The sequence below is a fragment of the Paenibacillus sp. FSL R7-0210 genome (genome assembly GCF_038009085.1).
Taxonomy (GTDB): domain Bacteria; phylum Bacillota; class Bacilli; order Paenibacillales; family Paenibacillaceae; genus Paenibacillus_AQ; species Paenibacillus_AQ silagei.
On record NZ_JBBPAR010000001.1, the window covers coordinates 6036968 to 6056248 of the forward strand.

At 53.3% G+C, this 19281-nt stretch carries 19 protein-coding genes; all 19 read right to left on the reverse strand.

Annotation, left to right across the window (positions count from 1 at the left end):
• Position 1: 1 nt before the first annotated feature.
• A complete protein-coding gene (locus MKY64_RS25465; RefSeq protein WP_339312436.1) occupies positions 2-1057 on the reverse strand; it encodes an ATP-grasp domain-containing protein in 1056 nt (351 codons plus the stop codon).
• On the reverse strand, positions 1054-1890 hold the full coding sequence (locus tag MKY64_RS25470; RefSeq protein ID WP_339312435.1) for an HAD family hydrolase: 837 nt from the start codon (positions 1888-1890) through the stop codon (positions 1054-1056). The genes MKY64_RS25465 and MKY64_RS25470 overlap by 4 nt, the downstream gene beginning before the upstream one ends.
• Positions 1887-3041, reverse strand: a complete 1155-nt coding sequence (locus tag MKY64_RS25475; protein ID WP_339253108.1) for a cysteine protease StiP family protein — start codon at positions 3039-3041, stop codon at positions 1887-1889. The genes MKY64_RS25470 and MKY64_RS25475 overlap by 4 nt, the downstream gene beginning before the upstream one ends.
• Positions 3038-4330, reverse strand: coding sequence for a phosphoribosyltransferase family protein (locus tag MKY64_RS25480; RefSeq protein WP_340958167.1), 1293 nt, complete (start codon positions 4328-4330; stop codon positions 3038-3040). The genes MKY64_RS25475 and MKY64_RS25480 overlap by 4 nt, the downstream gene beginning before the upstream one ends.
• A gap of 76 nt (positions 4331-4406) precedes the next feature.
• Entirely contained in the window at positions 4407-5615 is a 1209-nt protein-coding gene (locus MKY64_RS25485; protein ID WP_051477877.1) for an HpcH/HpaI aldolase/citrate lyase family protein, read from the reverse strand.
• 233 nt (positions 5616-5848) lie between these two features.
• Positions 5849-6592: a TerC family protein gene (locus tag MKY64_RS25490; protein ID WP_036723548.1), complete on the reverse strand. Its 744-nt coding sequence runs from the start codon at positions 6590-6592 to the stop codon at positions 5849-5851.
• A 27-nt stretch (positions 6593-6619) separates the two neighbouring features.
• Positions 6620-7945: a TerD family protein gene (locus tag MKY64_RS25495; RefSeq protein ID WP_339253107.1), complete on the reverse strand. Its 1326-nt coding sequence runs from the start codon at positions 7943-7945 to the stop codon at positions 6620-6622.
• A gap of 94 nt (positions 7946-8039) precedes the next feature.
• A complete protein-coding gene (locus MKY64_RS25500) occupies positions 8040-8621 on the reverse strand; it encodes a TerD family protein (RefSeq protein WP_036723550.1) in 582 nt (193 codons plus the stop codon).
• 50 nt (positions 8622-8671) lie between these two features.
• On the reverse strand, positions 8672-9247 hold the full coding sequence (locus MKY64_RS25505) for a TerD family protein (protein WP_209876311.1): 576 nt from the start codon (positions 9245-9247) through the stop codon (positions 8672-8674).
• Between the two features lie 29 nt (positions 9248-9276).
• Entirely contained in the window at positions 9277-9873 is a 597-nt protein-coding gene (locus tag MKY64_RS25510) for a TerD family protein (RefSeq protein WP_036723553.1), read from the reverse strand.
• Positions 9874-9984: 111 nt separating this feature from the next.
• A complete protein-coding gene (locus MKY64_RS25515) occupies positions 9985-10431 on the reverse strand; it encodes a tellurite resistance TerB family protein (protein ID WP_036723555.1) in 447 nt (148 codons plus the stop codon).
• Between the two features lie 257 nt (positions 10432-10688).
• Positions 10689-11420, reverse strand: a complete 732-nt coding sequence (locus tag MKY64_RS25520; protein WP_340956575.1) for an amino acid ABC transporter ATP-binding protein — start codon at positions 11418-11420, stop codon at positions 10689-10691.
• 5 nt (positions 11421-11425) lie between these two features.
• The gene (locus MKY64_RS25525; RefSeq protein WP_340956577.1) at positions 11426-12073 is read right to left on the reverse strand and encodes an amino acid ABC transporter permease; all 648 of its coding nucleotides are present in this window, start codon (positions 12071-12073) and stop codon (positions 11426-11428) included.
• A 97-nt stretch (positions 12074-12170) separates the two neighbouring features.
• Positions 12171-12986 (reverse strand): transporter substrate-binding domain-containing protein, encoded by an 816-nt coding sequence (locus MKY64_RS25530; RefSeq protein WP_036723560.1) that lies wholly within the window; start codon positions 12984-12986, stop codon positions 12171-12173.
• A 213-nt stretch (positions 12987-13199) separates the two neighbouring features.
• Positions 13200-14075, reverse strand: a complete 876-nt coding sequence (aguB, locus tag MKY64_RS25535; RefSeq protein ID WP_036723561.1) for an N-carbamoylputrescine amidase — start codon at positions 14073-14075, stop codon at positions 13200-13202.
• A 200-nt stretch (positions 14076-14275) separates the two neighbouring features.
• Positions 14276-15310, reverse strand: a complete 1035-nt coding sequence (locus tag MKY64_RS25540) for an agmatine deiminase family protein (RefSeq protein ID WP_340958168.1) — start codon at positions 15308-15310, stop codon at positions 14276-14278.
• 153 nt (positions 15311-15463) lie between these two features.
• Entirely contained in the window at positions 15464-16015 is a 552-nt protein-coding gene (gene yfcE, locus MKY64_RS25545) for a phosphodiesterase (protein ID WP_340956579.1), read from the reverse strand.
• A gap of 495 nt (positions 16016-16510) precedes the next feature.
• Positions 16511-17995 carry a glutamate synthase subunit beta gene (locus MKY64_RS25550; RefSeq protein WP_340956580.1) on the reverse strand — a complete coding sequence of 495 codons (1485 nt, stop codon included), beginning with the start codon at positions 17993-17995 and terminating at the stop codon, positions 16511-16513.
• A gap of 293 nt (positions 17996-18288) precedes the next feature.
• Complete coding sequence (locus MKY64_RS25555) at positions 18289-19281, reverse strand: permease prefix domain 1-containing protein (RefSeq protein ID WP_340956581.1); 993 nt, start codon at positions 19279-19281, stop codon at positions 18289-18291.

A 19281-nucleotide genomic window follows, 5' to 3' on the forward strand; every position in this document is an offset into this window, starting at 1 on the left:
CTCAATTCACGGAATCCGTAATGACGGATTCTCCGTTTATTCTCATGATCAGCGGCTGCTCGACATGGCTGGCCAGGACGTTATGCTCGAACGATGCAGGCATAACCTCGCCGCCGAGCGCGCTTTTGACAGCCAGATATGGGAAATTGATTCCGGACAGACAGGAGATATGCAGGCCGCCGGACATCCGCGGGTTAATCTCCAGCAGCTTGGGGACGCCACCGCTGTATTTCATCTGGATATTGAAATTGAACGGAATCCGGTACGTCTCAGCCACCCTGCGGGCCACCTCCGCAAGCTCCGGGATATACTCCATCAACCGCAGGCGGCCGCCTGCCTTACGGCGGGGAACTGCGGCCAGCAGCCTGCCCTTCTCATCCGACAAGCAATCAATACTATATTCATATCCCTCCAGCAGCTCCATCACCATCAGGTTAGGGAAGCTCCCGGCTTCATCAAGGATACGGTAAGCTTCCTCGAAGGAGATCAGCGGAGTCACATGGCCGAACAGCTCCTCCACGGGACTGCGGTCATTGTCTATGATCCGGAATCCGAGTCCGCCTTCCGTCTCGGTAGGCTTGAAGCAGACCTTGTGTCCTTTAGCTGCGAGGTCTTCATAAGCTTCCCTGAACTGCTGCGCATTACTAACCACATGATAATCAGGAATCGTCATAATCCCGGTGGTCTTCACGCTCTCATAGAACTTGCCTTTGTCCATGATCATCTCCAGCAGATCCAGATCACGGCAGACCAGCACCTTCGTTCCGATCTCATCGAACAGCGAAGCATGCAGCGCGATATCGAGCATATGCAGCCGGGGGATGAAGATATCAATCTCGTTCCGGCGGCAAAAATCAACACAGAACTGCACATATTCAATGCCTTCGAGCGCCGGCTCGGTTCCGGCCACATCCGCGCCTTGCAGCGACATATGGTGGATATCCGGGTGGGTGGCGAAGATTTGCACCGGAATCCCGTCTTCATTGCTCCGGATGAGATTCATATAGTGATAGGCAACAGAGAACCAGCGGTTGAAATATATATTTACCTTTTTCATGGTGGCGGTCCAACTCCCAATGCTGTCAAATGTGTATAAATCCTGTGAACATACTGCATAATCTCATCCGCGGCAAATACCCCCGGCCGCTTAGTAAACGGATACTCTAAGTGTACTAAACCCGCCTGCTGCTCGGCAAATATTTCTCCGTGGCAGGGAGCTATGGCATAATCGGCGGCGGCGAGCAGGCTCTTGTCCAGAAGAGAGTCACCGGAGGCGACCATCGGCTCTGAATGCACGGTGCGGCGGACATGAAGAATGGCATCGCTTTTGTTCACCGCCTCCGGCACGATATAGAGCTTGCGCCCCTGCAGGGATACTCTCCAGCCAAGCTCACCCAGCCGTTGAGACATCCGGGCAATCTCCTCAAGCGGCAGCGAATCCCGGTGAACCACGAAGGTATAGAACAGCTCATCGCAATACCGCCGGCTAATGATCCATTCTTCCCGGACAACAGCACGCACGATGCTCTCGGCTTCTTCCGCCGCAGCGGAGCCGCGTTCCACCGCTTTGCCGACAGCCGTCCGCCAATCCTGATCCACTACCCCGTTCACAAGAATATTGCCGCCATTGCTGGTGATGGCATAATCCGGAATGACCGTCTCCTGGAACAGGTTAATCCGCCGGTACTGGGCAATGGTACGTGTAGTCACCGGCATGAAGACGATCTTCGCCGCCAGCTCTTTCAGTGTAGCCAGAGCCTGCTGTGAGATATACGATACCACCTTGCCGTCAACAACCTCTGCCGGAACCAGACCGGGGGTATCCTCAGGAACGCCTATCGCGCTAAGAGAGTAGATCAGCGTGCGGTCCAGATCGCTGGCGTAGATCATTCACTCTCCCCTTTCAGCGGCTTGATGATTCCGCAGCAGGAGTAGGTCAGCCCGGGATAGACCTCTACCGGCACGCCCCGGTCCTCCGCCAGCAGCAGAATATGCCGCAGGTTGGGATTGTCCAGCCTGTCGACAAGAATTCTCCAGGGCACTCTCCGCAGCAGCACACGTGTCGTCTCCCCCACTCCTGGCTTCACCAGATTGATATTATCGATGCCGAAGGTATCCTGGATACTGCGGATATCGGCCAGCCCCTGCCAGGTAATCTCCGGCGGATGCTCCAGCATCTCCGCAGCCTGCGCAAGTGCCTCTGCTGCTACTTCCGCGAAATATGGGGTAATCGCTTCAACGAATACGTTGGACAGATCACTGTCCAGCCATTCCTTGTAGAATTTGGCCCCGTGGAATTCCTCAGGCCCGATCAGATCATCGCGGAGCACCGTACGGCTCATCAGGCCGGATACCGTGGAGTTCAGGCAGGCGCTTGGAATCAGATAATCCTCCCGGGTACCGAAGGTTCCCGAGCAGTGCCCGGGATCGGCGAGTACCGCCAGATCATCATTTAGCGTAATGCCATATTTCTTATGCATACTCTCACAGGCCTCTATCAGCACCTGCCGGATGGCCCCCTTACCGGTCCAGCCATCGATGAATTGCAGTTCGGCATCCCTTCCATGCTGCTGTAGCATATAGAGCACCGCATTCTCATCAATCCCCTTGCCGCGGATAATCGAGATGCTGTAATGCGGAAGATCCGCTCTATATTTCTCAAGAATATAACGTTTGATCAGCACCCCGATAGGTGTGCCCGCTCTCGCCAAAGAGACCAGCACCGTATTCGCCGTTCCCCGCCGGGCAACAATCATCTCGGACACCACAGCTACAGCCAGCGCCACCTTCCTCGCAGTCTGCTGCAGCGTCTCATGAAACAATTCGATATACTGCTCTGTCGGCTGGTACTCCACCGGGAGCATCTCTGAATAATGCACGCCGGACTGGATCGCTTCCTCCCGCTCGGCTGTTCCCCGCTCCAGGGATACATTGCTTAGATCCTTGAGCAGGAAGGTAACGTCGGAAGCAGGATAGCTGCCCAGTGCCACCGGAGGGGATATTGTTCTATTGTGAATGGCTTCGATATCTATTCCCTTCATAGCTCTGAGCCTCCCGTATCTGGTTCTGGGCTGAGTACAACAAGATGTACCTTATTGCCTGCCAGCCTCTGTAAAATATCCGTCATCGGTGCAATCCGCTGCCGGGGCACCTCGCGCTCCAGCAGGACGAAGATATCGTCATACTGGCCGGAGTCCACATTATAGATGAAATTCATGATCTCCGTATCCCCTGCGGACGGATACGCAGCAGCGCTGTGCACGCCGTAATCCGCACGCCGCTCGGGATGGATCGGACTGCGGGTTGAGGCCTGGTACAGCACGCCCTCTCCCATCTCTGCGGCGATCCGCATCGGCAGATACATGAACTCGCCTACGCCCATCACCAGGGCACGGGAGCCTTCCCGCAAGCTCCCGAGCTGCTCGGCCACGCGGCTTACACCGGCATCAAGCTGCACATTATCCGCAGATTTCAGGCCAAAGCGGCCGCTGAGCTTCAAATATGCCGCCGGATTGATCACGCCTTGTGCATCCACAGAGGTTACAGGCAGCCGTTCCAGGCCGTCCCGCACATAAGTAGTTACAAGCTCTGCACCTGTGGTAGCAGCGGCTCCGTTATCAGCTGCAGGCTGCAGCAGCGGAACCCCCTCAACCTTAATGCTTCCCTGCAGCAGGGATAGAGCGGTAATCCGTATCCCCAGCTCTTGCTCCAGCTTACGGTACGCCTGAATATTCGCCTCGCTCCGCCAGTCGAGGAGCGAAGCCACTACATATTCGCGGCGCGGGAATTTCGACTGAATGTCCCGGATGATGTTGACCGCCGTATTGCCGGTGGTAATCTCATCATCCACCAGGATGACCGGTTCAGTCCCTGACAGCAGGCTGGCATCCAGCGCGTAACAGAGGTGGTCCATCGCATGGGAATGCTCCTCCACGAAGGTCACCACCGATTCCAGCTCAGGAATCATCTCACGCGTGGTATGAATATAAGACGCGCCGCCGGCGAATGCATTATACATGCTATGGCCAAGGGCGGTAGCGGTTTCGGCGAACCCGATAAACAGAACCGGCTCAGGCAGAGCCAGACGTGCAGCAAGCAGCGCATGATAAGCTTCTTCCGCATATTCAGGATGGATCAGGCCATGAACGGCCTGGTTCATCAGCGGGTCCATAACCTCCCGGTCAGCGGTATCCCCACTCATCTCCAGATACAGGAGCAAGGCGAGTGCCGCTCCGCTAAGCAGCGGGGTATAGGGCCCTACGGGAATGTGCTTGCCAAGCACTTTGCTGACGAACAGGAAGGAGCGCTTCTTATTGATTCGTGCAGCCATGGAGAACAAGGACTCCACAGGCATATGAAAAGGATTGGAGGTTTCTGTTACCGTAACCTGCAGATTCTCGACGATATTAAACGTGTGTGTATTCGTTCTCGGGTAGTAATCCGACAAAATGCTGTTGTTCATGTAACACCCCGTATATTTGAGATCGTAATAAAATTCGTCTGGCCCAGTTCAAATGAGGCTTGATTTCATTCATTTTATTATAGTATTCACTCTTGAACACGCCGCGGCTGCCATCGTTGCTGTCTACAATACTTAAGGCATCCACATACTCTTCATGCATTACGGTATACATCGCCTGCACGGGTCTGAGGTGGGAAGGGTGGATAATGGTTTTGCCCACAATGCCGTTCTCCTTGTCCAGAATTACTTCCCGGATCAGCCCGTCCATCGAGCTTGAAATGAAGCTGTTGCGCATTTCGCGGCCATGCTTGCCATAAGTATCCTCGAAGGGCGTCTCCCGCAGCTGCGGGCGGAGGACCCGGTGTCCTTTGCTGGCAAAATACTCCCACACAGGACCCGAGATCACGTATCCTTCCTCCACACGGCCAAATACGTTAATGATATCCGACATGCAGTCGCGGATCGGCGTCAGGTCATAGATGCTGATATCCGGGCTGCGCCGCAATCCGAACAGACTGGAGAAGTCCGTAGCCCCAATCCGGACATTCAGCACATACTCGCGGTATTGCCCCAGCAGATCCCGGACCCCAAGCAGAGTGTCCATCCGGCTCTCCCGGTAGATGATCGGTGCATTCTCCAGAATCGGCATCCCGTACAACACCGGGGCTGAATAGCTGCGTGTGTCATTGTAATCGGCAATGGCCTCGAAATAATCCGTACCGTTCTCTACGGAGAACTTGGGGAAGACGAAGCCGGTCAGCATGGTGATTAATGATCCCAGCCGAAAGATCAGATCCCGCAGCTGTGCAGGGTTACGTACGCGGATGAACAGCAGCGGAAGACTGCCGCGCTGGTCCGGCTCATTCTCCGCATAAGCGGACAGAAATGCCAGATGCCTGACGATGGATTCTTCGGCATAATCCACTTCACCGTCCCCGATGGCATCCTCCAAATCTATGATTACCGTGATAAGCCCCGAGGCTCTCAGCTTAATAATATCTTCGGCAACACTGGCACGGGTGGCCGGCATATAAAGGGCTGCTCCGACGGCATAAGCCAGTAAATCCTTGCGGGTAGTATGATCAAATGAAACCGGCGGAACATGGAATAATGAGGCTTCCTGTTCTTGTGTGAGGTAATCGAAATATCTCAAGGCCCTTCCCCCTTAATGTTGTGCCAGCACAATCCAAATGGCCTTTGGCTGCGAGCAGAACCAGCTATGCCGTCCTCTCGGGGACGGTATCCGGCTTGCTTAGAACCCAAGCAAAGGCCATGCTATAAACCTGTTACGATTACCCGAAAGGCGTGCCGGAGTCCACCCTTCCCGTGAACCCCGCGCCTTCCTGCACAGCTATAAAGGATAAAGAGATGAAGCACGCACAACCATCAGGCCTTGTGGTTCTCAGCCTTCTTGCGTTTGCTTGCGCTGTACACGATAGTACCTGCAAACACCGCAATTAGAATACCGAAGAAAATTACATGCGGCAATTCATAGCCGAAGGCTCCGGCAAGCATTTTACCGGCAATCAGTGCAATAAGCAGGAATGCTGTCTGTTCCAATTCAGGATATCTGGCAATCAGCTTGAGGAACACCTGTGCCACTCCGCGCATCATCAGCACGCCGAGAATACCGCCCAGGAAGAGTACCCATACTTCACTGCTAAGACCAAATGCGGCTACCACGCTGTCAATACTGAAGGCAATATCCATTAATTCAACGAGGAGTACCGTCTTCCAGAAGGATGCACCTTTATTCTTAATCTCTCCCTCTTCTCCGCTGCCCTTGAACAACCCTTTGTAGGCAATGTAGAAGAGATACAAGGCTCCAAGCACCTTCACCAGCGTGAATTTGACGAGATAGGTCCCCAGCCCAATCGCCAGGAATCTGAACACGTAAGCACCGATAATACCATAGAACAACGCCTTACGCTGCTGCTCCTTCGGCAGGTGCTTAACCATGACCGCCAGTACAAGCGCGTTATCAGCGGACAACAGACCCTCCAGCAGAATCAGGCTTCCGATTATCCCCCAGCTGACAGGGTCGGAGAGCGTTCCTGCAATATCACTCCATGAGAAGAAATGCCCGTAATTCTCACCGATACTCCTAAAAAAATCACTGAACCAGTCCATTCCACTTGCGCCTCCGGTAATATCAAATTATTTACTTCCCGCTACCCAGCGAAGCCCCCAGCCATAAGCCTCATCCATCTCCCGGTGACCGCTGAAATATTGCACGAGCCGTTCAATACTGAAGGTCTCGTTATCCACATTCCGGATCAGCGCGATGGCGCACATGCCTTTACGGTTGTTATGCTCGTCCAGATTCACGATAATATCCGGCCCTCCATCCTGCTTCAGGGTAACCACCCCATCCGCCTCAGACCAGTTGGTAACTCCTTTGTAAATAAAGGCAAACACCAGAATCCGTTCGATCTGGGCTACCTTACTTCCGTTTATACGCAGATTCTCGCCGGATGTTACGGAGCCTGTCCGATCATCTCCATCGAGCATCATATAAGGCTGCTGCTGCAGGTTACCGAACGCATTGCCCAGTGCCTGCACCACGCCTTTGCTGCCGTTCTTCAGCTCATACAGACAAGCCAGATCGAGGTCCACCCCGCCCTTGTTACGGCTGAACAGCCCTCCGCCCTGCTTCTGGTTCCAGTTCAGGTTAATCAGCAACTCACCCAGACCGGAAGCGGATTTCTTCAGGTTAATCGAATCGCCCTTCTTCTTCAGCTCAATCTTCTTCAGATTGAGATTCAGCGCCGGTGCGGGAGCAGCCTCCTGCTTAGGCGGTGCCGGTGCAGGCGGTGGCGGAATCACAATATTCGGTCTGGATGACTCTGCGCGGGGCGGCGGCACTTGAAGCGGCGGTCGTGCCTGCGTCGGTGTAGTTTCCGGCGGCTTCGGTGCCGGTGCAGGCTCGTCCTCTACTTCTATGCCATAGTTGCCGCAGAGCGCCTTAAGCCCGCCTGAGAAGCCAGCAACAATCGCACTGTATTTCCATTCTTCACCATGTCTATATAATTCTCCAACTACAACAGCCGTTTCCACAGAGAACTGATTTCCAAGGTTACACCGCAGAAGCTGCGCACCTGTCGCCTGATTCACGATCCGGCACTCCGCTTCACTCATTTGTCCGAACATCTGCTTGCGGTTTTCTCCGTCATACAGAGTAAGCGTAAAGGCAATCTTCACTATGTTTGCCGGAATCCGCTCCAGCGAGACCTCGAACTGCTTCAGTCCGCCCGAAGCTGTACCCGGTACATCTTTATAGGTGATAAAGGGAGTAGACGGGTTATTGTAAAAGATCAGATCGTCATCACTGCTCACTTTACCGCCAGCTCCAAGCAGGAATGCGGAAGCATCAATATCCATGGAAGACGGAGCTTTCCACCCGATCTCAACCGTAATGCTGCGGAGCCCCGGGTTCCCTTTGGTCAGATCTGCTTTCTGTCCTTTGACTACTTCTGTATTCATTCTTACGCCACCTTTATACATGGATAAGAGCGCAACTTATCAGATTTTGTGTATAAAAAGGGCAGGATCGATGATGATCCCGCCTTTGAAGCTCTTATTGCGCGTCCAGCCCGTAGTTCTTGCATAATGCGCTTAGTCCGCCAGCGAAGCCGCTGCCAATCGCCTGGAATTTCCAATCCGCCCCCTGGCGGTAGAATTCACAGAAGACCACAGCCGTCTCGGTGGAGAAATCCTCGCCCAGATCGAACCGCAGAATCTCACGGTCACTGGATGCATCAACTACACGGACGAAAGCGTTGGAGACTTGTCCGAAGTTCTGCGCCCGGGCCTCATAATCATAGATCGTGACCGTGATCCCGATCCGCTGAATATTGGCAGGCACCAGACTGAAGTCTACGACGATCTGCTCATCATCCCCGTCGCCTTCACCTGTGCGATTGTCCCCTGTATGGGTTACAGAGCCTGTACCGCCGCTCGGGTTGTTATAGAATACAAAGTCATTTTCGCTTTTGGCTTTGCCGTCCTCATGCAGCAGGAATGCTGATGCATCGAGGTCGAAATCCTTGCCGCCGCTGTACTTGTTTGTATCCCAGCCCAGTCCTACAACTACTTTGGTCAGACCCGGATTGGTCTTGGTAAGATCAATCCGCTGTCCTTTGGAAAGACTGATCGTCACTGTCAAAAACCCTCTTTCCTTACAGATTTAATTCCCGTAATGTCAGAGCCTTATTGCAGACCGTAATCACGGGTCAAGCCGGAGAGACCGTCCTTGTAGCCGCTGCCAATCGCGTTGAATTTCCATTCTGCGCCGTTACGGTACAATTCGCCTACAACTACGCCTGTTTCAACGGAGAAATCTTCACCCAGGTCAAAGCGGATCAGTTCCTCACTGTTCGCATCGTTGACGATACGTACATAAGAACGGGAGACTTGTCCGAAGTTCTGGCTTCTGGATTCTGCTTCATAGATGGTAATGGTGAAGGCAATCTTGTCCACATCTGCAGGAACATTAAGCAAATCGACTTGAACCTGCTCATCGTCTCCGTCGCCTTCCCCGGTACGGTTATCGCCGGTGTGAACAACAGAAGCGTTCTCGTTCTGCTTGTTGTTGAAGAAGATGAAGTTGGTTTCTTTATCGACTTTACCGTTCGCATTCGTCAGGAACACGGAAACGTCAAGGTCAAAGTCCTTACCGCCATCATATTTATTCGTATCCCATCCGAGGCCGACTGTGATTTTGGACAAGCCTGGATTTGTTTTGGTTAAATCAATTTTTTGTCCCTTGGATAAGTTAATAGCCATGAATAGAGCCCTCTTTTCTCAAATTGGATTTAGATATAGCGTTCTGCCAGCTGATTGATATGCGCGGCGTGGGCCGCTTCACCGACGGCTGCGAACTTCCACTCTTCGCCATGACGATACAGCTCGCCGCAGATTAGTGCCGTGAAGCCTGTATAATTGTCTGTCAGATTAAACTTAACCAATTCTGCATTCCCTGCCGCATTAATAATGCGGATATACGCAGATTTGATCATTCCGAAATCCTGCTTGCGGTTCACCGCATCGTAGATGTTAACCACAACAAGGACCTTATGGACATCGGCAGGAATCTGCTTCAGATTCACCATGATCTGTTCGTCGTCCCCGTCGCCCTCACCCGTCAGATTATCCCCCGAGTGGACTACAGAGTTATTCGCATTCTGTTTGTTGTGAAAGCAGACAAGGTTCAGCTTGTTCGTCAGCTTGCCGTTCTCATTCAGCAGCAGCGCTGAAGCATCGCAGTCAACATTCGCCTGTTTTTTAACCCCAAAGAATCCCCTTGCCGGTTCGGCAGGGTCCCAGCCCAGTCCTACGATTACGTTAGACAGTCCGGCATTGCCTTTGGTTAAATCGATCTTCTGACCTTTTACCAGATTAATTCCAGCCAACTTGAAGTACCTCCGTTTCCAAATAGAAGTGTGCTTGCGGGTGTTACATCAGTGATACGGCGGTCCATCGCCTAAAGTTTCAGTAATTAGCAAATGAAATCCAGCCTGTAATTACAGGCTGAATTCGCTTGGGCTAAGTCCCAGTACGCTGCAGATATTCCGCACAACTGCCTTCTCATGCTCGTCGAAGTCACCGTCGGCTGCACCAATCGCCGAGCATACGCCCACGATTAACCGTCCAACCTCCGGTTTGCCGTTAAACTTACCGATAGCCTTCAGCGCTTCCTGCTTACCGATCTCCGGCGAGAATTCGAAGTTGCTTACATAGTAATTGAACTGGGCAATGACGTCCCTCATGTCAAATACCTTGAGTTCATTGCTGAGATTCATATATCCCGCCATCTTGTTCTTCTCAGCTTCCTCAATCTTGCCGTCAGCAGCAGCGACCAGCGCGCAGCCAGCTACTACCGCATTCATAAAGTCTTTATTTTTAAATTTTTTCACTTGATCCGTCAGTCCGCTCTTGGTGGTATTCAGCCAATTTTTGAATGTGCTCATCGTATTCTCCTTCTATCATTATGGAATTATGACCAGCAGAAAGCCTATGCCGTCTTATTAAGCACCCTATCCTTTTCTGCCGGAAATATAAGGATAAATCATTATGCAGAACCGCTGTCATCCTTATACTTTAAAAAAAGATATCCCCGAGCCTCCTCCCCGCCACCCTGGGCAGCTATTCACGCTTGGACTTATTGCCTATTTCTTACTCCTCTAATATAACCGATTAAATAACAATATTCTACTTTGGGCGATTCTTACAGCACCTTGGACAGGAACTCCCGTGTACGCTCATGCGACGGGCTGCCGAACAGCTGCTCCGGCGCACCCTGCTCCACTATGGCCCCTTGCTCCATAAAAAGCACCCGGTCCCCCACCTCACGGGCGAAGCCCATCTCATGAGTCACCACAACCATGGTCATCCCCTCACTTGCCAGCTCCTTCATAACCGCCAGCACCTCGCCCACCATCTCGGGGTCCAGAGCTGAGGTCGGCTCGTCGAACAGCATGATCTTCGGCTCCATCGCCAGTGCCCGGGCAATCGCCACCCGCTGGGCCTGACCGCCGGAGAGCGAGGCCGGATACATCTCCGCCTTCTCGCTAAGCCCTACCTTCTGCAGCAGCTCCAGCGCCTTCTGCCTCGCTTGATCCTCCGTCCATTTCCGCACCTTCATCGGGGCCAGCATGATGTTCTCGATCACCTTACGGTGCGGAAACAGATTAAACTGCTGAAAGACCATTCCCACCTCGGTACGGATATCGTTAATCCTTGTGCTCTTGGCCATCAAGGAAGTGCCTTCAATCATAATATCGCCCGCTTGCGGCTGCTCCAGCAGATTAAGGCAGCGCAGAAAGGTCGATTTGCCCGAGCCCGAAGGCCCGATGACAACCACAACCTCCCGGCTGTGAATGTCGACGCTGATATCCGTCAGTACCTGATGGGCACCGAATGATTTGTGCAGATGCTTGACTGAAATAACCGGTTCCATAGGGGCTACACCTTCCGTTCGATATAATTAAGCAGCTTGCTGAGCGAATAAGTAAGAATGAAGTAGATCAGTGCAGCGGTCAGATACGGCTCCCAGATCCGCAGGTATTGGCCTTTCATGGTATTACTCCAGTACATAATCTCAGGGGCGGCAATCAGCGCCAGCAGCGAGGAATCCTTAACAAGCACAATGAATTCATTCCCGAAGGCGGGAACCATCCGTTTGATGGCCTGAGGCAGAATAATGAAGCGCATCGCCTGCTGCCGGGTCATTCCGAGGGATAGGGCCGCTTCCCGCTGACCGGGGTCGATGGACTGGATACCGGCGCGGAAGATCTCCGCAGAATAGGCGGCGGAATTGAGCGACAGCGCCACGAATGCGCTCATCAGCGCATAGGTTTTGCCATAGAACAACGGGATCAGCCCGAAGTGGACGATCAGAATCTGCACATAGAGCGGCGTACCGCGGAAGAGGTTAATATACGCGTGAAACGGCCAGCGGAAATACCATTTGGGCGCCATTTTGCCGAAGCCGATCACCAGTCCCAGCAGGGAACCGCACAGAATGGAGACCAGCGATACGCCGATGGTGAACAGGGTCCCTTTTAGCAGAACCGGTAAATAATGAATGATGATGTCGAATCTGAAATCCATAGAATTCTTCCCTTCTCTTCTGCTTGTGGCTTGCTCAAAAAAAGAAGCACGCGCAATAGCAATCATTACGCATGCTTAATTGTTGCTGGCCCCTATGCTACTTCGCGTTCATAAGCGCCGCCGTGTCCGGCTCTTCGCCGAACCATTCCTTGTAGATCTCCGCATATTTGCCGTTCTCGATGACCTTCTTGATCGCCGGGTCCAGCTTCGCCTTCCATTCACTGCCCTTCGGATACAGAATGCCGTAGTACTCGGAGCCAAAATTCTCCTTATCAATAATGCCTGTCAGCTTCTCCTTCGGATTGTTCTTGATGTATTCGTTCACGATGGCGATATCCGCGACCACCGCATCCGCTCCGCCGCCGTTCAGCTCCATCAGCGCTACCGCATTGCTGTCGAACCGCTTCAGGTTACCGTTGTCGACGCCCATAATGCCGCTCATCAGCTCATCTGCTGTCGTGGCTGCCTGAACCGCAACCTTCTTCCCCTTCAGGTCCAGGGCGGATTTGATATCGCTGCCTTCCTTCACCATGATCATGTTCGTAGATTCGAAATAAGGGATAGAGTAGTCATAGGTTTCCTTGCGCTCATCTGTAATTGATACCGAGGATACACCCGCCTGATATTCAGTGCCCTGCTTCACACTGGTCAGCATGGTATCCCAGCCTGTGTTGGTGACCGTGTAATCAATGCCGGCCTCCGCCATCACCGCCTTAATGAAATCAATGTCAAAGCCCTTGATCGTATCGGTATCCATATACTCCATTGGTGCATAGCTGGCATCGGTAGCGATTTTGAGGCTTTTCCCGTCCGCACTGCCGCCTTTCGCATCATTACCAGAGCTACAACCCGCCATTGCCAAGACCAGGAGTGCCACCATACCTGACATCGCCCATTTTTTCCGGATTCCCATTCTCCAATCCCCCTACTTATTTGTAAAATAACTTAAGGAGATTTTATCAGATTAAAGTAGTGATGACAATTAACTTTATCCTTTTGTGTAATATAATATGACATTATTATCGATATATTGTAACATCTCATGCAAAAAAGCAGCCAGAATGCCCCGGAGAGAGCTCCGGCAGCATTCTGGCTGCTTAATGGTCTATACATATTAGCGCATAAGTTAGAAGGTCAGATCGCCATCATAGGAAGCAATCATCCGGTACAGCTCCGGACGGCGGTCACGGAAGATCCCCCATTCAATCCGGCCTACCTCAAGCGCATCCAGGTCGAATTCGCTGACCAGCACGGTCTGCTCATCCCGTCCGGCTTCGACAATCTTGTTGCCCTGCGGACCAGCGATGAACGACGAGCCGTAGAAATCAATGCTGGAATCCTCGTCAGTCTCCTTGCCGATCCGGTTGGAGGCCACGACAGGAATCAGGTTAGCGGCAGCATGACCCAGCATGCAGGTCTGCCAGTGATCCTTGGAATCGATTGACCCGTCCTGCGGCTCCGAGCCGATGGCTGTAGGATAGAACAGAATCTCCGCACCCATCAGGCTCATCACCCGGGCAGCTTCCGGGTACCATTGGTCCCAGCATACGCCGACTCCGATTTTGGCATAGCGGGTATTCCACACCTTGAAGCCGGTATCGCCCGGGTTGAAGTAGAACTTCTCTTCATAGCCCGGACCGTCAGGAATATGGCTCTTGCGGTATTTGCCCATCACGGTTCCGTCTGCATCAATGACCGCCAGCGAGTTGTACCGCGCATAATTCTTCTTCTCATAAAAGCTGATCGGCAGCACCACCGCAAGCTCCTTGGCGATAGCCTTGAAGTGGTTCACCGCCTTGTTCTGCTCAAGCTCTGTAGCATAGGCATAGTAATCCGACTTCTCCTTCTGGCAGAAATACGGCGTCTCGAACAGCTCCTGCAGCAGAATAATCTGCGCGCCTTGGGCTGCCGCCTCCCTAACCAGTGTCTCCGCCTTGCGGATATTCTCATCGATGTCGCCGGAACAGCTCATTTGCGTCGCGGCTACTTTTACTTGTCTCATGGTTGTTCCTCCTTGTATGAACTTATAACACTTAGAACTCAAAGCTTGGTCGTCGCTGCGGTGAACATTTGGACTTCCGGCCGCTGTTGTCACCAGATTTCTTGATTTAATCCGCTCTTCGCGGTTGAAATCCGGTGACAAAGGCGGACGCTAACGCTCCTACAGTTCCAAATTTCCCCTCCGCTTCTTTTCGCTTTTCGCTAAGCTCCATCCACCGCAGGCATCTGCTGGGTGGTGCAATGCACGTTTCCGCCTTCGCCGATCACGGCCATTCCGTTCACCGTGCGGATTCTGCGGCCTTGGAACAGCCCGGCCAGCGTCTCTTCAGCCAGCTTGTCCGTCTCAGCCGCTGTACCGCCGAAGACTGGCAAGATAATGCCGCCGTTCACAAAATAAAAGTTCAGATAACTCAGCGTCAGGCGGCTACCCTCGAAGTCCACGCGGGGCGGCTGCTGAATGCGGATAATCTCCAGCTTCCGGCCTTTGGCATCGACGGCCTGCTCCAGGATGCGCAGATTCTCCTGCGTAATCGCATAGTTCTCATCCTGCGGGTCCTCGCAGACCTGAATAATCACCTTGCCCGGTGCCGCGAAGCAGGCGATGTTATCGACATGCCCGTCCGTCTCATCCCCGCTGAGGCCGCGCTTCAGCCAGATGATGGACTCCGTCCCGGTATATTGCTTGACATAATCAGCAATTTCTTCCCGGTTCAGCTCAGGATTACGGTTCGTATGGAGCAGACATTCCTCCGTGGTCAGCAGGGTGCCCTCGCCATCCGTATGAATGGAGCCGCCCTCCATCACCAGCGGAGCATCGAACGCGCTGACCTCCAGGTGCTTCAGAATCTGCGGAGCTACCTCATCATCGAGATCCCAAGGCGAGTATTTGCCGCCCCAGGCATTGAATTTCCAGTTGACTCCGGCCAGCTTCCCGTCAGGACCCGTGAGGAAGGTCGGTCCGTTGTCCCGCAGCCAGGCATCGTTGTGCCGGATGGGGAGCAGCGTTACATTGTCCCCAAGCGCCAGCTTCTCTACCGTATCCAGCTCATCCGGATTGACGATAACCGTCACCGGCTCGAATTCGGCAATCGCCCGGATAATCTCAGCATAGCCCCTACTAACCGCTTCATGATTATCAGGGTGTACCATAGAGTCCTTCACCGGCCAGGAAATAAAGGTCCGTTCATGCTTGGCCCATTCGGCCGGCATTGTATAGTGTAAATCACGTGGATGCATCATTTAGTTACCTCTGCTGTTTAGTTTTTGAAGCCGGGGATCTGCCCGCAAGCTCCTCACCCATCATACATGAATATGCCGGCAGGCTCAATTGCCGCGCAGCAATAATCCCTCTGGAAATATCCAGAGGGATTAGAGTGTGAAGCTGACTTGCTACAACCCGATCTGCTTGATGATATTGCCACTGAAGTCCTTAATGAGAAATTCCCCATTCTCCAGAACGCCGTAGGAGTTCGGGTTGTTCTCCTTCGGCAGCGCAATCGATCCGGGGTTAAGCACAGTAATGCCGTCCTTCACTTCTGCCACCGGCAGATGCGTATGCCCCTGAATGAACACATCCTGCGGAGCCAGCGCCGGTAAGTGGTCGATGCTGAAGCCATGCCCGTGCGTGGCGTAGATTTTGCGGCCCTCGTGCAGAATTAGCACATAATCGCCCATCATCGGGAAGTGCAGCAGCATCTGATCCACCTCGGCGTCACAGTTACCTCTTACCGCCGCCAACGATTTGCTCGATTGGCTGTAAGCATTCAGCCTGTCGGCGACCCCCTGCGGGTTGTACCCCTCCGGCAGTGGATTCCTAGGTCCGTGATACAGGAAATCCCCCAGAATAACCAGCGTGTGCGGCTGCTCCTCCTCCGCCTTCGCCAGCGCCTGCTCCAGCCAGTACAGCGATCCGTGAATATCGGAAATAAACATCAGCTTCATGTGAGTGCTTCCTTTCTGTTGGTATAGTTTATTGGTATAGTTTAATGCCTGACTGCTGCTTATACACTAACTTCTACTATAACGCCTTGTGCCACTCCAGCTAAGACTCTCAGCCAAAATCCTGCCCAAAATGCAACATTCCGCTCAGCACTCCAGTCCCAATCCACAATTGTTGTATAAAAGGCAGTATTCCTTCTCCTCCGGGCGAAATAGCAGGCTGAATCCTGCATTCTGTGCAACAATTCCGCGTAAAGCCCGCATATTGCCAGGTAGAAATTGCATTATGTGCAACATTAGATGCGAACGCTGAACGCCACACCTGCATCCTATTATAGATGATCAGCCTTGGCGGGTGAACGTAAAGCAAGACGCCCGGGAGGGCGTCTCTTGGCAGACATCGCTTGGCAGAACACGCCTTATCAGCGTTCCTTAACAGGACGTCTCATAATGGAGCGAGCGCCAAACTCAAACTCTCTCCCCTTACTCCGTCATGCCTCAAGGCAGATTGGACGAGCCCATCAGGAAGCGGTCTACCTCGCGGGCAGCCTGGCGGCCCTCGTTAATCGCCCAGACCACCAGACTCTGCCCGCGCCGCATGTCACCGGCCGTGAAGACTCCCTCCACATTCGTTGCCTGCGCGCCGAACTCTGCCTTAACGTTGGAACGCTCATCGCGCTCCACGCCAAGCTCTCCAAGCACTGTCTCCTCCGGTCCGGTGAAGCCCAGAGCCAGCAGCACCAGCTGCGCCTGAATGATCTCTTCGCTGCCCGGCACTTCGACTGGTGCCATCCGTCCGTCCTCCGTGCGCTTCCATTCAATACGCACCGTGTGCAGCTCCTGTACATGTCCGCTTGCATCGCCGATGAAGCGCTTGGTGTTCACCAGATAGCGGCGCGGATCTTCTTCATATAGAGAAGCAGCCTCCTGCTGTCCGTAGTCCACCTTCAGCACCTTCGGCCATTCCGGCCAAGGGTTGCCAGGCTGGCGGGTCAATGGCGACTGCGGCATAATCTCCAGCTGGATCACGCTGCGGCAGCCGTGGCGGATCGAAGTGGCTACACAGTCCGTCCCCGTATCTCCGCCGCCGATGACGACAACATCCTTGCCTGCCGCCGACAAATACTCTCCATCCGCCAGTTCAGAATCCAGCAAGCTCTTCGTGTTCAGCGTCAGGAACTCCATCGCCTGATGAATGCCACTCAGATCCCGCCCTTCCAGTGGCAGGTCACGCGCCTTGGTAGAGCCGCCGCAGAGGACAACTGCATCATGCTCCTCCTGTAACTGAGCTGCTGCAATATCTCTGCCAATCTCAGTCCGGGTGACGAAGGTAACGCCCTCCGCCGCCAGCAGATCCACCCGGCGCTGCACCTTCTTTTTATCCAGCTTCATGTTTGGAATGCCATAGGTCAGCAGACCGCCGATCCGGTCCGCCCGCTCATACACCGTTACACTGTGTCCCGCCTTGTTCAGCTGGGCGGCACAGGCCAGCCCAGCAGGGCCGGAGCCTACGACAGCCACCTTCTTGCCCGTACGGGTAAGCGGCGGCTCAGGAACGATCCAGCCTTCAGCGAACCCTCTATCTACAATCGCTTTTTCGATCGATTTAATCGTTACCGAATCGCCGTTCTTCCCTACTGTACAAGAGCCTTCGCATGGCGCAGGGCAGACGCGTCCCGTGAATTCCGGGAAGTTATTCGTCTTATGCAGGCGCTTCAGCGCGACCTGCCAGTTCCCGCGGTACACCATGTCATTCCACTCTGGAATCAGATTATGCAGCGGACAGCCGCTGGCCATCCCTGACAACATACGCCCCACATGACAGAACGGTGTTCCGCAATCCATACAGCGGGCACCCTGCTCACGCAGCTGTTCTTCCTCCATCGGAACCGAGAATTCATTCCAGTTCTTAATCCGCTCCATTGGCTCACATTCAGCAGGCGTCCGCCGCTGATATTCTATAAATCCGGTTGTTTTACCCATCCCTGTCATCCTCCGAGTCTCTCTGATTGGCCGCCGAAAGGTAATAGACGGCATTCATGCCCACACCCGGCTCCAAAATGAAACACACTCTTCTGTCACCGTCCGTTATTCTGTCACTGTAAAGCAGCGAAGCAAGAGGCTATAACGGGGCTTCAAATCACCCCGGTACAGGCTCTTGCACGGTTATCATAAGGGGAATAAATGCCTTCATATTACCATCTACCCGCAGGGAGGGAACATGAGCAATGTCACCTTTTTTATTAACGTTGTGTGGCAAATAATGTACAGCAGACTCAGGCAGCATCTTTTTTCTTGAACATATTGTAGACCGAGCTGAACACCCCGAACAGAATGCCCGTTAACGGGAAGACGATCCAGTTGATCTCCCACTGGTCGAACACGAAACCGCTGACCAGAAAAACACAGGTAACCAGCGGCCAGATAATAGCGGCAACCGCACCGACAATCCGGTCATCCTCCTTCTTCTCCTCCTGCTTCTCCTCACTGAAATCGCCGGTCTTCAGCAGTCTCTGATAAGCCCCCCGGATATTCCCGTAATACACGAAGAGGAAAACGGCTACAGCCACTATAATCAATAGAACGGCTACCCCGTAGGAACTGTATTCATCTCCAAACGCGGAAGATACAAAGATAGCAATCGGCGAAAGTACGCATAAACAGACACCCATGATAAGCGACAACGTATACGTGGCAGCAAAAGCGGACTGTCTCTGCTCAATATATGCCTCCAGCGGATACGGCAGACTGAAACCCGACTCCATGTATTTGTATTTCTCCATCTTCGTACCGCTGTAGATAAATAATGCGATAGCCGGACCGAGCAGCAGTAACAGGGGGATCAGCCCGATCATGCTCATAGCATCTTCAGAGAATACATTTCCCATGAACCCGTTCTCCCCCAGACCTGAGATCAGGATAAGCAGAGCAGCACCCAGCATAATTAGCCCAACGCCCCAACCTACGAGCAAGCCGGATCTTTTTTTGGCAGCGATAAATCCCTCTACAGCAAGCTCATCCAGCATGGGCAGCCCTAGTCCTTCCTCCTTACGAACCTCTCCAAGCCCCAGCTCACTGACCAGTTCATCAATGTTGCCGAATTCGGAAATGACGATGCCCACCGCCTCGTCCTCCGACTTCCCTTCATGCTTCAGTTCATAGTATTTCTCCTCCATGTTGCCAAGCAGCTCCTGCTTCAGCATCGCCATCTGTTCCGTTCTGGGCAGAGATGCGAACATATTGTTCAAGTATCCAATGATGGTATCCAA